General features: G+C 58.6%; 15 protein-coding genes. 8 read left to right on the top strand and 7 right to left on the bottom strand.

Going from position 1 to position 13,698, the window contains the following annotated elements; genetic code table 11:
* Positions 1-2 precede the first annotated feature (2 nt).
* Positions 3-605: a LysE family translocator gene (locus ABUK12_RS18790; protein WP_410013262.1), complete on the bottom strand. Its 603-nt coding sequence runs from the start codon at positions 603-605 to the stop codon at positions 3-5.
* A 121-nt stretch (positions 606-726) separates the two neighbouring features.
* Between ABUK12_RS18790 and ABUK12_RS18785 the strand changes: the two genes are divergently transcribed.
* On the top strand, positions 727-969 hold the full coding sequence (locus ABUK12_RS18785) for a YheU family protein (protein WP_410013261.1): 243 nt from the start codon (positions 727-729) through the stop codon (positions 967-969).
* Positions 970-1,073: 104 nt separating this feature from the next.
* Positions 1,074-1,943 carry a phosphoribulokinase gene (locus ABUK12_RS18780; RefSeq protein WP_410013260.1) on the top strand — a complete coding sequence of 290 codons (870 nt, stop codon included), beginning with the start codon at positions 1,074-1,076 and terminating at the stop codon, positions 1,941-1,943.
* Between the two features lie 632 nt (positions 1,944-2,575).
* Here ABUK12_RS18780 and ABUK12_RS18775 read toward each other — a convergent pair.
* Complete coding sequence (locus tag ABUK12_RS18775) at positions 2,576-2,998, bottom strand: OsmC family protein (protein ID WP_410013259.1); 423 nt, start codon at positions 2,996-2,998, stop codon at positions 2,576-2,578.
* Between ABUK12_RS18775 and ABUK12_RS18770 the strand changes: the two genes are divergently transcribed.
* The 3 genes from ABUK12_RS18770 (at position 2,958) to ABUK12_RS18760 (ending at position 6,072) form a co-directional block, all read left to right on the top strand.
* A complete protein-coding gene (locus tag ABUK12_RS18770; RefSeq protein WP_410016823.1) occupies positions 2,958-3,146 on the top strand; it encodes a hypothetical protein in 189 nt (62 codons plus the stop codon). The two genes, ABUK12_RS18775 and ABUK12_RS18770, sit on opposite strands and share 41 nt — an antisense overlap.
* 167 nt (positions 3,147-3,313) lie before the next feature.
* Positions 3,314-3,946 carry a cAMP-activated global transcriptional regulator CRP gene (gene crp, locus ABUK12_RS18765; RefSeq protein ID WP_034895576.1) on the top strand — a complete coding sequence of 211 codons (633 nt, stop codon included), beginning with the start codon at positions 3,314-3,316 and terminating at the stop codon, positions 3,944-3,946.
* A gap of 53 nt (positions 3,947-3,999) precedes the next feature.
* On the top strand, positions 4,000-6,072 hold the full coding sequence (locus tag ABUK12_RS18760; RefSeq protein ID WP_410013258.1) for a YccS/YhfK family putative transporter: 2,073 nt from the start codon (positions 4,000-4,002) through the stop codon (positions 6,070-6,072).
* A gap of 16 nt (positions 6,073-6,088) precedes the next feature.
* On the opposite strand, the gene ABUK12_RS18755 is transcribed toward ABUK12_RS18760, so the two are convergent.
* Together ABUK12_RS18755 and ABUK12_RS18750 are read right to left on the bottom strand one after the other, a co-directional pair.
* Complete coding sequence (locus ABUK12_RS18755) at positions 6,089-7,315, bottom strand: bifunctional acetylornithine/succinyldiaminopimelate transaminase (RefSeq protein ID WP_410013257.1); 1,227 nt, start codon at positions 7,313-7,315, stop codon at positions 6,089-6,091.
* A 158-nt stretch (positions 7,316-7,473) separates the two neighbouring features.
* The gene (locus ABUK12_RS18750) at positions 7,474-8,049 is read right to left on the bottom strand and encodes an aminodeoxychorismate synthase component II (RefSeq protein WP_410013256.1); all 576 of its coding nucleotides are present in this window, start codon (positions 8,047-8,049) and stop codon (positions 7,474-7,476) included.
* A gap of 200 nt (positions 8,050-8,249) precedes the next feature.
* On the opposite strand from ABUK12_RS18750, the gene ABUK12_RS18745 reads away from it, so the two are divergent.
* Entirely contained in the window at positions 8,250-10,025 is a 1,776-nt protein-coding gene (locus tag ABUK12_RS18745) for an ABCB family ABC transporter ATP-binding protein/permease (protein WP_410013255.1), read from the top strand.
* 241 nt (positions 10,026-10,266) lie between these two features.
* Positions 10,267-10,650 (top strand): DUF427 domain-containing protein, encoded by a 384-nt coding sequence (locus tag ABUK12_RS18740; RefSeq protein WP_410013254.1) that lies wholly within the window; start codon positions 10,267-10,269, stop codon positions 10,648-10,650.
* Positions 10,651-10,670: 20 nt separating this feature from the next.
* Here ABUK12_RS18740 and ABUK12_RS18735 read toward each other — a convergent pair whose 3' ends face one another.
* The 3 genes from ABUK12_RS18735 to ppiA all read right to left on the bottom strand — a co-directional run bounded on the left by ABUK12_RS18735 (position 10,671) and on the right by ppiA (position 12,152).
* Positions 10,671-11,273, bottom strand: a complete 603-nt coding sequence (locus ABUK12_RS18735; protein ID WP_410013253.1) for a putative adenosine monophosphate-protein transferase Fic — start codon at positions 11,271-11,273, stop codon at positions 10,671-10,673.
* Positions 11,263-11,430, bottom strand: coding sequence for a YhfG family protein (locus ABUK12_RS18730; RefSeq protein ID WP_410013252.1), 168 nt, complete (start codon positions 11,428-11,430; stop codon positions 11,263-11,265). The genes ABUK12_RS18735 and ABUK12_RS18730 overlap by 11 nt, the downstream gene beginning before the upstream one ends.
* A gap of 149 nt (positions 11,431-11,579) precedes the next feature.
* On the bottom strand, positions 11,580-12,152 hold the full coding sequence (gene ppiA, locus ABUK12_RS18725; protein ID WP_410013251.1) for a peptidylprolyl isomerase A: 573 nt from the start codon (positions 12,150-12,152) through the stop codon (positions 11,580-11,582).
* Between the two features lie 317 nt (positions 12,153-12,469).
* Between ppiA and tsgA the strand changes: the two genes are divergently transcribed.
* Positions 12,470-13,663 carry an MFS transporter TsgA gene (tsgA, locus tag ABUK12_RS18720; protein ID WP_410016711.1) on the top strand — a complete coding sequence of 398 codons (1,194 nt, stop codon included), beginning with the start codon at positions 12,470-12,472 and terminating at the stop codon, positions 13,661-13,663.
* Positions 13,664-13,698: the final 35 nt, after the last annotated feature.

The following is a 13,698-nucleotide window of genomic DNA, read 5'->3' as shown; positions in this document are numbered from 1 at the left end:
CGTCAGCGCCAGATCAGCAATACGCAGGCCGCCGTCAGCAGGCCCATGGCGACGTTAAAAGCGATCCAGGCGCGTTTGCTGCGCAGCAGCCGGCCGATAAGGGTGCCGAAGCCGAGCCAGATAACGCCGGAGACGATATTGACGCTGACGATGCCGACGCTGATGGCGCCGACGGAGGTGATATAGGCGCTGCCGCTCAGGCTGAAGCTGGCCACCGCGCCCAGCGCCATCAGCCAGGCCTTGGGATTAAGGAATTGCAGCAGGCCGCCCTGGTAGAAGGGAATGGGCCGGGGGGGCGGCGCGTCGGTTTCCAGTTTTTCATAGGCGGCGGTGGCTATTTTCCAGGCCAGCCACAGCAGGTAAAGGCTGCCCGCCACCTTCAGCATAAAATGCAGGGACGGATAAAGCGTGATCAGGCCGCCGATGCCGAAGGCCACCAGCAGCAGGATACATTGCATGCCGAGCATGATGCCGATCATCAGCGGCATCGAGCGCCAGAAGCCAAAATTGGCGCCCGAGGCGGTAAGCAGCATATTATTAGGGCCAGGGGTAATGGCGGCCACCCAGAGAAACCCCAGCATTGACAGAAAAAGACTCAGTTCCACGTTTTGGCGGCTCCCCGTAAAATAACGCGTATGAAGCTACCAGTGCGCACGGGGATGTACAAGGCATAACAGGTGAAATTTACTCAACACCTTGATTTATTGACTATCGGGACACAATATCGTGATTATTCCCTGGGAACAAATCGATCCTGACACGCTCTATAACCTGATCGAGTCCTTTGTACTGCGTGAGGGCACCGATTATGGCGAGCAGGAGAAATCACTGGCGCAAAAGGTCGAGGATGTAAAACGCCAGTTGATAAGCGGCGAGGCGGTGGTGGTCTGGTCGGAACTGCATGAAAATATCAATATCATGCCGCGCGGCCGGTTTAATGACCAGGCCGGAGATACGCCGGGCGAATAGCGAAGCCCCTGGCCCCTAAGCGCTAAATATGCTAACACTCACTTCTGGGCCTTGATGCCGGGCGCACTTCTTCACGCCGCAATTCAACCAAGCGTAGGGTTACCATGTCGACAAAACACCCCATTATTGCCGTTACCGGTTCCAGCGGTGCGGGCACCACCACCACCAGCCTGGCGTTTCGTAAAATATTCCAGCAGTTGAATATCCACGCCGCCGAACTGGAGGGTGACAGCTTTCATCACTTTACCCGGCCGGAAATGGATATGGCGATCCGCAAGGCGCGGGATTTAGGGCGCCATATCAGCTACTTTGGTCCGGACGCCAATAACTTTGGCCTGCTGGAGCATACGTTTCATCAGTATGGCGATACCGGCCGCGGCCAGTCGCGTAAATATCTGCATACGTATGACGAGGCGGTGCCGTATAACCAGATCCCCGGTACCTTTACGCCCTGGCAGGCGTTGCCGGAACCGACGGACGTGTTATTTTACGAGGGGCTGCACGGCGGCGTGGTAACCGATAGCCATGACGTGGCGAAGCACGTGGATTTGCTGGTGGGCGTGGTGCCCATCGTCAACCTGGAGTGGATCCAGAAACTGGTGCGCGATACCGGCGAGCGGGGGCATTCGCGCGAGGCGGTGATGGATTCGGTGGTGAGGTCGATGGAGGATTATATTAACTACATCACGCCGCAGTTTTCCCGCACCCATATCAATTTCCAGCGGGTGCCGACCGTCGATACGTCGAACCCTTTCGCCGCCAAGGCGATTCCCTCACTTGACGAAAGTTTTGTCGTTATTCATTTCCGTAGCCTGGCGCATATCGACCTGCCTTACCTGCTGGCGATGCTGCAAGGCTCCTTTATTTCCAATATTAATACGCTGGTGGTGCCCGGGGGCAAGATGGGGCTGGCGATGGAGCTGATAATGGGGCCGCTGGTACAGCAGTTGCTGGAAGGAAAGGAAATTAAGTAAACTCGAGGCCTCGGGTGGGAACACTACGCCCGATTCGGCCCCATCGGCATGCTTTCCCTTGAACACGCCAGGATTCGCTGCGGTGTTGGCGGGCCTAGCATACCGTGGGGCGCTCGGTCGGGCGGGAACACCACGCCCGATTCGACCCCATCGGCATGCTCTCCCTTAAACACGCCAGGATTCGCTGCGGTGTTGGCGGGCCTACCATACCGTGGGGCACTCGGTCGGGCGGGAACACCACGCCCGATTCGACCCCATCGGCATGCTCTCCCTTGAACACGCCGGGTTTGAGTGCGGTGTTGGCGGGCCTACCATACCGTGGGGCGCTCGGTCGGGCGGGAACACCACGCCCGATTCGGCCCCATCGGCATGCTTTCCCTTGAACACGCCAGGATTCGCTGCGGTGTTGGCGGGCATACCGTGCCATGGGGCGCTCGGTCGGGCAGAGAAACCATGCCCGATTCGACCCCATTGGCGCGCTCTCCCTTGAACACGCCGGGTTTGAGCGCGGTGTTGGCGGGCATACCGGGCCATGGGGCGCTCGGTCGGGCAGAGAAACCATGCCCGATTCGACCCCATTGGCGCGCTCTCCCTTGAACACGCCGGGTTGGAGTGCGGTGTTGGCGGGCCGGTTAGGCGGCTGGGGCGTGGTGTTCGTCGCGCACTTCAAAGCTGTGGGTCATATTGACCGACGCGCCGAGCATCAGTGAGACCGAGCAGTATTTTTCCGCCGATAGCGTCACCGCCCGCTCCACCGCCTTGTCGGTCAGCCCGGCGCCGGTGACGATAAAATGCAGGTTGATATGGGTAAACAGGCGCGGCGCCTCGTCGCGGCGCTCGGAGGTGAGTTTGACCTCGCAGTCCCGGACGTCCTGCCGCGCTTTGTGTAAAATCGATACCACATCAATGGCGCTGCAGCCGCCGACCGACATCAATACCATTTCCATTGGGCTGGGCGCTTTTTCGCCCGCGTTCCCATCCATCAAAACCTGGTGGCCCGAGGCGGATTCGCCCATGAAAGACAACCCTTCTACCCATTTGACCCGTGCCTGCATTATGATACTCCTGATGAAAAGCTTTCCAGCAGACTACATTTTTGTTGGAAAACTGGCAATGTTACTGAACATACTTCATGCTGAAGCAAGACAACAGAAGACACTGCTTCAAACCTATGCTAAAAACAAGGCTGGATCGGCCTCATGATAATGAAAGGGCAAGAGATCGATCGGAACATCACATTACCAGACCCTAATAAGTTCCCTTACGTCGCTCCGTTTAAACGCGGAGTCAGAGTGAATAATACAAGCGCCGTAACAGGGAATACGATGTCCCGAACCTGGGATAGCGATGACAAAAGAGGATAACAGCGAATGGTTCTCGGCAAACCGCAAACAGACCCGACTCTCGAATGGTTCCTGTCTCATTGCCATATTCATAAGTATCCATCGAAGAGTACACTTATACATCAGGGTGAAAAGGCTGAAACGCTTTACTACATCGTTAAGGGCGCCGTGGCGGTGCTGATTAAGGATGAAGAAGGCAAAGAGATGATTCTCTCCTATCTTAACCAGGGAGATTTCATCGGTGAGCTCGGCCTATTCGAGGAAGGTCAGGAACGCAGTGCCTGGGTACGGGCGAAAACCGCCTGTGAAGTCGCCGAGATTTCGTATAAAAAATTCCGGCAGCTGATTCAGGTGAATCCGGATATCCTGATGCGCCTGTCGGCGCAAATGGCCAGTCGTTTACAGGTAACGTCGGAAAAAGTCGGCAACCTGGCATTCCTGGACGTTACCGGACGCATAGCGCAAACCCTGTTGAACCTGGCGAAACAACCCGACGCCATGACCCACCCCGACGGCATGCAGATAAAAATCACCCGTCAGGAAATCGGCCAGATTGTCGGCTGTTCCCGCGAGACGGTAGGACGTATTCTTAAAATGCTCGAAGATCAAAATCTTATATCCGCGCACGGTAAAACCATTGTTGTTTACGGCACGCGCTGATAGCCCCGTTATACAGGCGTGGTGCTTCGTACCACGCTTTTTTTGCTGACAGTATGTGGCGCCGGTTAATCTACCACCCTGAAGTAAACTATGCCCTGCGGCAAACCATCGTGCTATGCCTGCCGGTGGCCGCCGGCCTGTTATTCGGCAGCTTGCAAAACGGCCTGCTGTTTTCGTTGGTCCCTGCCTGCTGCAATATCGCCGGCCTCGATACCCTGCATAAACGGTTTTTCAAGCGACTGGCCGTCGGCGGCGTGCTGTTCGCGCTGAGCAGCGTGCTGATCCAGGTGCTGTTGGCCGTGCCGGTGCCGTTGCCCTTGGTGATGCTCGGCCTGGCGCTGCTGTTCGGCGTTACCGGTGAAATCAGCCCGCTGCACGGCCGTTTATTGCCCGCCGCGCTTATCGCCGCCATCTTTACCCTGGGGCTGGCCGGCAATGTGCCGCCCGCCGTGCCGCCGCTGCTGTATATTGCCGGCACCGCCTGGTACGGGCTGTTCAACGCCCTGTGGTTCCGGTTGTGGAAGGAGCAGCCGATGCGGGAATCGCTTAGCCTGCTGTATCGGGAGCTGGCGGATTATATCGAGGCGAAATATACCCTGCTGACACAGCATACCGATCCGGAAACCGCCCTGCCGCCGCTGTTTGCCCGCCAGCAGGCGGTGATTGATCTGATTGCCCAGGTATACCAGCAGCTTTATATGCTGTCGGCCAATGATCAGCTGCAGTACAAACGCCTGCTGCGTTCTTTCCAGGTGGCGCTGGATTTGCAGGAGCATATCGCCGTCAGCCTGCACCAGCCGGACGAAGTACAAAAACTGGTGGCGCAAAGCCACGCCGAGGCGGTTATCCGCTATAACGCCCGGCTGATTGCCGCGCGGTTGCGGGTACTGGCGGATGATATTCTCTATCACCGGCAGCCGGGGCGTTTTAACATGGCCACCGCGCTGTCGGCCCTGGAAAAAATTGCCGACCGGCATCCGGATAATCCGGTCGGACAGTTTTGTTATTACCATTTCAGCCGTATCGCCCGGCTGCTGCGTACCCAGCGCCCGCTTTACCGCCGCGACCTGATGGCCGACAACCAGCAGCGGCTGTCGTTTTGGCATGCGCTGGTCAGCTACTGTTCCTTTAAATCCATGGCGCTGCGCAGCGCGGCAAGGCTTGGGATTATGCTGGCCATCGGCAGCAGCCTGGGGCTGGTATTGGATCTCCCCAAACCCTACTGGATTTTAATGACGGTGATGTTTGTCAGCCAGAACGGCTATAACGCCACCCGGGTGCGGATCCAGCATCGGGCCCTGGGCACGTTGGCGGGGTTGGTGATTGCCGCCGGCACGCTGCAATTCAGGCTGAGCGACGGCACGGTATTGCTGTGCATGTTGTTCCTGACGCTGGCGTCTTACCTGGTGTTGCGCAAAAATTACGGCCTGGCGATGATCGGCATGACGGTGACCGCGGTGTATACGTTGCAGCTACTGTCGCTGAACGGCGCGCATTTCCTGGTGCCCAGGCTGGTGGATACGCTGATCGGCTGTATGCTGGCGTTCGGCGGCATGCTGTGGTTATGGCCGCAGTGGCAAAGCGGTATGCTGCGCAAAAACGCCCATCTGGCGCTGGAGCGGGACCAGGACGCGCTGCGACTGCTGCTGCAACCCGCCCCCGAGCCGGCGGCGCTGGCCTACGCGCGCATGAAGGTCAACCAGGCGCACAACGCGCTGTTTACGTCGCTTAGCCAGGCGATGCGGGAGCCGGCGTTTAATTCGCGCTATCTGACCGATATGCGTTTATGGGTGACCCATAGCCAGTTCATCGTCGAGCACATCAATGCCATGACCATCCTGGCGCGGGATCACTACATGCTGACGCCGACGCTGGCGCAAAAGTACCTGGCCTCTTGCGAGGTGGCGCTGCAGCGCTGCCAGCAACGGCTGGAATATGACGGCCCAAGCTCAGACAGCCCGGTGATGGACGCCGCCGGCGAAACGCCGGAGCTGCCCGGCACCCTGATGGAACGCCATCTGCGGCGTATTCTGTTCCATCTGGGCGTGATGCATACGATTTCATCGGTAGCCTGGCGCCAGCGGCCGCAGCACGGCAACTGGCTGGCGCGCCGGTTAAGCCATTAGTCTCCCGCCGCGCGCCTTAGGGTTTGGCGGCGATAACCTGCGCCACCGCCTGTTCAAACCGGGCCATGCCCTGTTCGATATCGGCGAACTCCACCACCAGCGACGGCGCGAAACGGATGACGTCCGGACCGGCGTTGAGGATCATCAGGCCCTGCGCGGCGCTGGCGTGCAGGAACTCGCGCGCCCGGCCATGGAACTGCGGCCGCAGTTCGGCGCCCAGCAGCAGGCCCATGCCGCGCACATCCGAAAATACCTGATATTTGTCGTCAATCGCCTGGAGCGCGCTGACGAAACGATCGTGCCTTTCGTTAATGCCCGCCAGGACTTCCGGCTGGTTAATCACATCCAGCGCCGCCTCGGATACCGCGCAGGCCAGGGGATTGCCGCCATAGGTGGTGCCGTGGGTGCCCACTTTCATCACCGAGGCGATCTCTTCCGTAGTCAGCATGGCGCTGATGGGGAAACCGCCGCCCAGCGCCTTGGCGGTGGTCAGAATATCCGGCGTTACGCCATAGTGCATATAGGTAAACAGCTTGCCGGTGCGCCCCATGCCGCACTGCACTTCGTCCATCACCAGCAGCGCCTGATTTTGGTCGCACAGATCGCGCAGGCCCTGCAGGAATTCCGGCGTGGCGGGCATAATGCCCCCTTCACCCTGAATCGGCTCCACCACCACGGCGCAGGTATGATCATCCATCACCGCCTTGACGGCCGCCAGATCGTTAAAAGGCACATGGACGATATCCGCCGGTTTTGGCCCGAAGCCGTCGGAATATTTTGGTTGCCCGCCCACGGTAACGGTAAACAGCGTGCGGCCGTGGAACGCGTTATGAAAAGCGATGATTTTGGTTTTATAGGGGCTGTGGCGGGTAATGGCGTAGTGACGCGCCAGCTTAAACGCCGCTTCATTGGCCTCGCCGCCCGAGTTGGCAAAAAACACCCGGTCGGCAAAGGTGGCGTTAATCAGCTTGCGCGCCAGGCGCAGCGCCGGTTCGTTGGTAAAGACGTTGCTGGTGTGCCATAGGGTTTCGCCCTGGGCTTTCAGCGCCGCGACCAGCGCCGGGTGGCAATGTCCCAGCGCAGTGACGGCAATGCCGCCGGAGAAATCAATATATTCCTTTCCGTCCTGGTCCCATACCCGGCTGCCCTTGCCCCGGACCGGAATAAACTGCGCCGGTGCATAAACCGGCAGAATAACCTGGTCGAAAGTTTCCCGCGTTACTGCGCTATTATCTGTATTCATATGTAATTACCCGGTCCGCAACAAATCAAGAAGTGATATTATAGTCATAAAATATGAATAAAAAATCACTCCAGTGCAATCGTTTTATCACTATCAGAGCGAAAAAAAGCCGCTGCCCGTGGCCTTGTCCGTTAATGCTATATCAACATGCCGATCGGCTAACACGCAAGAAAGTTCGCCAGGAGTTGATGCCCCTGCTCGCTGAGCACGCTTTCAGGATGAAACTGTACACCTTCAAGCGGCAGGGTTCGATGACGGATGCCCATAATTTCATCCCGCGCGCCGTCGCGCAGACTCCAGGCGGTCGCCTCCAGGCAATCGGGCAAGCCGGCGCGGTCGATCACCAGGGAATGGTAGCGGGTGACCGTCAGCGGCAGGGCCAGCCCGGCGAAGACGCCGCGGCCGTCATGGGTAATGGCGGAGGTTTTGCCGTGCATCACCTGGTTTGCGCGCACGATGCGGGCGCCGAAAGCCTGCGCAATGGCCTGATGACCCAGACAGACGCCGAGTATAGGTATCCTGCCGGCAAAATGACGAATGGCCGCCAATGAAATGCCGGCCTCGTCGGGGGTGCCGGGACCCGGGGAAATCACCAGTTGCCGCGGGGCCATGCGCTCGATATCGGCCAGTTGCAACCGGTCGTGGCGCCATACCTCTACCTGCGCGCCCAGCTCGCAAAAATATTGGTACAGGTTGTAGGTAAAGGAGTCATAGTTATCGATAAGCAGCAACATCGCCGGTATATCCTACTGGTAAATAGATTTTTATTGAATAACAACAGGATGCATTTTAGATAGCGGCCCGTGCCCCGCCAGCCACACAGGATAGCGTCCTTTGCCTGGACAGGAGATCAGGACCTGTGTGATATTCACCCGACGCCCGCCCGCAGGCTACCGGCCATATTGTCATATCGTCAGGGATAAAAAAACAACGCATGCACCGTTATAAGCCGCTGAAAATACTGCTGCCTTACCTGTGGCCCAAGAATAACCCTAAGCTGCGCTACTATCTGGTGGCGGCGCTGCTGTTTATGATCGTGGCCAAGGTCGGCACGTCGCTGGTGCCGCTGGCCTATAAAGCCATCGTCGACCGGCTGGGCGGCGACCAGGCGCGGCTGCTGGCCGTGCCCATCGGGCTTATCCTCGCCTACGGTCTGGCGCGGGTCTGCGCATCGTTATTTGATGAACTGCGCAACGTGATGTTTATCTATGTCAGCCAAAACGCCACCCGGCTGCTGGGCCTGCGCGTTTTCCGCCAGCTGCATGCCCTAAGCCTGCGTTTTCATCTGGAACGGCGCACCGGCGGGTTGTCCCTGTCCATCGAGCGGGGAACCCAGGCGGTCTCGACGGTGCTGTCGCGCGTACTGTTCTCCATCGTGCCCATCTTATTTGAAATCAGCCTGGTGGCGGCCATTATGTGGCGGCTGCTGAACATCTGGTTCGCGGTGGCGATTATGGCCACCGTCGGCGCGTATATCCTGTTTACCATTACGGCGGTGGGATGGCGTACCCGCTTTCGCCGCGAATTAAACCAGGCCAATGCCGACGCCAGTAATAAATCCCTCGACAGCCTGCTTAATTACGAGACCGTGAAATATTTCGGCAATGAGGCGTTCGAGTGCCAGCGCTTTGACAGCTCGCGTCGGCTGTATGAGCGCGCCGCCATTAAAAACCAATTCAGCTTTACGGTGCTGAGCATTGGCCAGACGGCGGTGATTTCCGTCGGTTTGGTCACGATGATGGCCATGGCGGCGCGCGGCATTACCCAGGGCACCATGACCCTGGGCGACTTTGTACTGGTTAACGCTTATCTGCTGCAGTTGTATCAGCCGCTGAATTTTTTTGGTTTTATTTATGCGGAAATACGCCAGGCGCTGATCGATATGGATAATATGTTTGATCTGCTCACGCTGGAAAGAGAAATTGAAGATCGCCCTGGCGCCGCGCCGCTGCGCGTTACCCGCGGGGAAGTGGCGTTCAACGCCGTCGGTTTCGGATATGACGCGCGCCGCCCCATCCTGGGCAATATCACATTTACCATTCCGGCGGGGAAAACCGTGGCGGTGGTCGGCGCGTCGGGCGCGGGCAAATCCACGCTGTCGCGCCTGCTGTTTCGTTTTTATGATGTCGATGCCGGCGCCATCACCGTGGACGGGCAGGATATCCGCGACGTTACCCAGGCGAGCCTGCACCGTGCCATCGGCATCGTGCCGCAGGATACCGTGCTGTTTAACGATACCCTGCGCTATAACATCGGCTATGGCAATACCGACGCCACGTTTGCCGAAATCGAGCGGGCCGCCAGGCTGGCGCATATCCATGATTTTATTGTCAGCCTGCCCGACGGCTACGAGACCCGCGTCGGCGAACGGGGCCTAAAACTGTCCGGCGGTGAAAAGCAGCGGGTGGCCATCGCCCGCACGGTGCTGAAAAATCCCGCCATCCTGGTCTACGACGAAGCCACCAGCGCACTTGATACCCAGACCGAACGCGAGATCCAGACGCATCTGCGCGAGGTCAGCCGCGATCATACCACCCTTATCATCGCCCACCGGCTGTCCACTATCGTCGATGCCGACGAGATTCTCGTGCTGGAGGACGGCGCCATCGCCGAGCGCGGACGCCATGGCGCGCTGCTGGCGCAAAACGGCCGCTACGCGGCGATGTGGCAGCATCAGCGCCGCGAGGAACAGCATCAACAGACGGCGTAAACAACGCCTTCGGGGCGGCGGCGCGGCTTCACGTGGCTTGCGTGCATCCTGCCGGTGGCCGAGGCCGCAGCCTGCTTGCCGGGAGAGTAAAGGCTAGGGAGCACTGGCGGTAACACGCCGCACGCGCAAAGGCGTAGGCTGCGATAGTACGCCATGGCCGGTCACAGGCCGGATACCCCCGCCGCGGTTTATTGCGGCGGGTCCCCCGGACGTCACGATAACGCACCGAGGTAATACCGTTATGAATACCAAACCCGTTAAAATACCAGGTCCCGATCATCCGATCACCATTGAGCCCAACCCGCAGCGCATCGTGGTGTCCGTCGGCGGCCATACCGTCGCCGACAGCCGAAAGTCGCTGACCCTGCGCGAAGCGGACTATCCGCCGGTGCATTATATCCCGCGCGCCGATGTGGACATGACGCTGCTGGAAAGGACCGACCATGCCACCTATTGCCCGTATAAAGGCGATTGCGCGTACTACAGCATAACGCCGGGCGGACTGCGCTCGCGCAATGCCGTATGGAGCTACGAATCGCCCCATGAGGCCGTCGCCGCCATTAAGGATTACGTGGCGTTTTATCCCGATCGCGTCGACAGCATCGACCTGCGTCCCGGCGGATAATCAACGCGGCGCCGGCAGGCTTAATCGGGCTCGCCCGGTTCGGCGACCACGCGGGCAAACAGGGCGGCCAGGGGTCCCGTGTCGCCAAAGGCGCCGGCTTCATTGGCCGCCAGCCACTCCTCCCGTTCGATGGGCCGCCAGCGCACGTCGTAACCGGCATGGATAATCAACTGCTCAAAGAAGACCCGCTGCGCCCGTCCGTTGCCTTCCCGGAACGGGTGCAGCATATTGATGTCGGCATAATATTGCGCCAGGCGCGGCACGATTGCGTCCAGGGACAACCCGCGCAGATAGTCTTCATCCTCCAAACGCTGCATCACCGCGTTGCCCTCCTTTTCCAGGTAGGCAAAATGGCAATAGCGGGTTTCATTTTGATAGATATCAACCGTGCGCAACTGCCCGGCCCAGTCGTAAACATCCTGGAACAACTGGCGATGCAGGGCGCATAGCCAGGGCAGTCCCCTCTTTGGCGGCCCCAGTTCTATCGTCGCGGCGCGCAGCCCGGTTAGCGCCAGTTCGGCCTCGCGCAGGCCGGCGGACTCATGAATATTAAGCCGGTTGGCCAATACCGGGAGGCCGGGATAAAAATAGGGATCGCGTCCGTCGCCGAATTTATCGTTCATAATGCCTCCTGAGCTCGTCAATGCGCAGCAAGGCCTCTTGCGCCGTCAGGGTAACCGGTTCGGCGGTAAAACCTTCGAGGCGGTTGCTGGCGTGGAAATTCTCATTGCGGCGTTGCTGGAACAACCTGGCTTTTTGTTTTTCAGTCATTTTTTTCATGTCATGCCTCCTGGCTGCGACCTTGAGGTAATAACATGAAGTATAACCGGCATTGGCGGGTTCGCCGGGAAGCGAGGCGCGGACGACGGCGACGGGCCGCCGGGGAAAGGCCATGGCGACCTTTCCCGTTAAGCTGGCCGCGGCGGGGATTATGGCATAATTTTAGCGGACAGGATGGTCACCGGTTTTACCGGCACATTCTGGTAAGGCCCGACGTTTTTGGTCGGCACCTGGGCAATTTTATCGGCCACATCCATCCCCTTGACCACTTTGCCGAACACGGCATAACCGAAATCACGCTGGCCATGATCGAGGAACGCATTATCGGCAACGTTGATAAAGAACTGGCTGGTGGCGCTGTCCTTGTCGTTGGTGCGGGCCATAGCGACGGCGCCGCGCAGGTTGCGCAGGCCGTTATCCGCTTCGTTTTTTATCGGCGCCTGGGTGGTCTTTTGCGTCAGATCCTGGTTGAAACCGCCGCCCTGGACCATAAAACCGGGGATGACGCGATGGAAGATGGTGTTGTTGTAAAAGCCGCTGTTCACATAATCGACAAAGTTTTTCACCGCCACCGGCGCTTTTTGATTATCCAGCGCCAGCTCAATATTCCCCGCCGAGGTCGTCAGCAGTACATGGGTGTCCTGACCGGCGGCGAACACCGGGCAAGAAGCCGCCGCCAGGGAGAAAACCAGTGCGGCGGTGGCCAGGTTTCGTTTCAGCATGAAGGGTTCCTTTTTAATACATGGGCAACAGGAAGGGCTCTGATTCTAAAGAGCGGGCCGCGCTTACGCTACCCATTTACCGTTTTTTACGTAACAGGTTTTATATCGTCGCCGGGAAGGACCTCCCGCGCGGGCGGGATGGGTCTACCGCCGTTAAACAGATATTGCAAAAATCGCTGAAAATGTCCGGCGGGGCGACTTTTATGTCCACGGCATAAATCGCCATGATAGTATTTGTGCCCAATCGGTAACAGTAAGGCAACAATGATGCCGGCGGGCGGCAAGCCGGTCGGGCGTCGACATTTAACAGGCCAATGATGAATAACAAAAATCGACTGCTGCTAACGTGGATTAGTTTTTTTTCGTACGGATTGACCGGCGCGTTGGTGATTGTCACCGGCGTGGTGTTAAGCAATATTGCCGCGTATTTTCAGGTCCCCGTTTCGGCCATGAGCGCCACCTTCACTTTTCTCAACTCCGGTATTTTGCTGGCGATTTTCCTGAACGCCTGGCTGATGGAGATTATCCCGCTCAAACGCCAGCTGATTTTCGGCTTCGCGCTGATGGTGCTCGCCATCGCCGGCCTGATGAGCGGGCATACCCTGGCGCTGTTTTCGCTGTCGATGTTTGTCCTGGGCGTGGTGAGCGGCATTACCATGTCCATCGGCACTTATCTCATCGCTTACCTTTACACGGGACGGCAGAGGGGTTCGCGCCTGCTGTTTACCGACTCGTTTTTCAGTATGGCCGGGGCGGTATTCCCCATCCTGGCCGGCGTGCTGCTGGCGCGCCATATTACCTGGTATTGGGTGTACGCCTGTATCGGCCTGCTGTACGTGGCCATTTTTATCCTGACGCTGCTGAGCGAATTTCCGGTGCTGGGCAAGAAAGACCGCGCGGGGGATCCGCTGGCCGTGCCGCCGGCCCGGGAAAAATGGGGCGCAGGGGTACTGCTGCTGTCGGCCGCCGCGCTGTGTTATATCCTGGGGCAGTTGGGTTTTATCGCCTGGGTGCCTGAATACGCGACCCACAGCTTCGGCATGGATATCGAGCAGGCCGGCGGGCTGGTGGGTAATTTCTGGACGGCGTATATGGTCGGCATGTGGTTTTTCAGCGCGGTACTGCGCCATGTGGATTTACAGCGCATCGTTACCCTGCTGGCCGCGCTGTCCGCCGTCCTGATGTATCTGTTTATCACCTCCGGCCATGGGGAACATCTGCATTATTACCTGCTGGGGCTGGGGTTTGTTTCCAGCGCCATTTATACCACCATTATCACCCTTGGCTCGCAGCAAACCCGGGTGACCTCTCCCAAACTGGTGAACACCATTCTCACCTGCGGCACCATCGGCACCATGCTGACATTTGTGGTTACCGGCCCTATCGTCGCGCATCTGGGGGTAAAATTCGCGCTCATAACCGCCAATGCGTTGTATCTCGCCGTGTTCGTCTTGTGCCTGTCGCTGGGTTTCGTCACCCGCCATAGGCTGCACGGACACGCGGGCGAATAACCGGCTGGCCACGCGCATGCCTGGCCCGGGCAGGG

The organism is Sodalis sp. C49 (assembly GCF_046352915.1).
Lineage (GTDB): Bacteria > Pseudomonadota > Gammaproteobacteria > Enterobacterales > Enterobacteriaceae > Acerihabitans.
The sequence above is the reverse complement of the archived record's forward strand: the minus strand, read 5'-3'. Positions and strand labels throughout refer to the sequence as shown.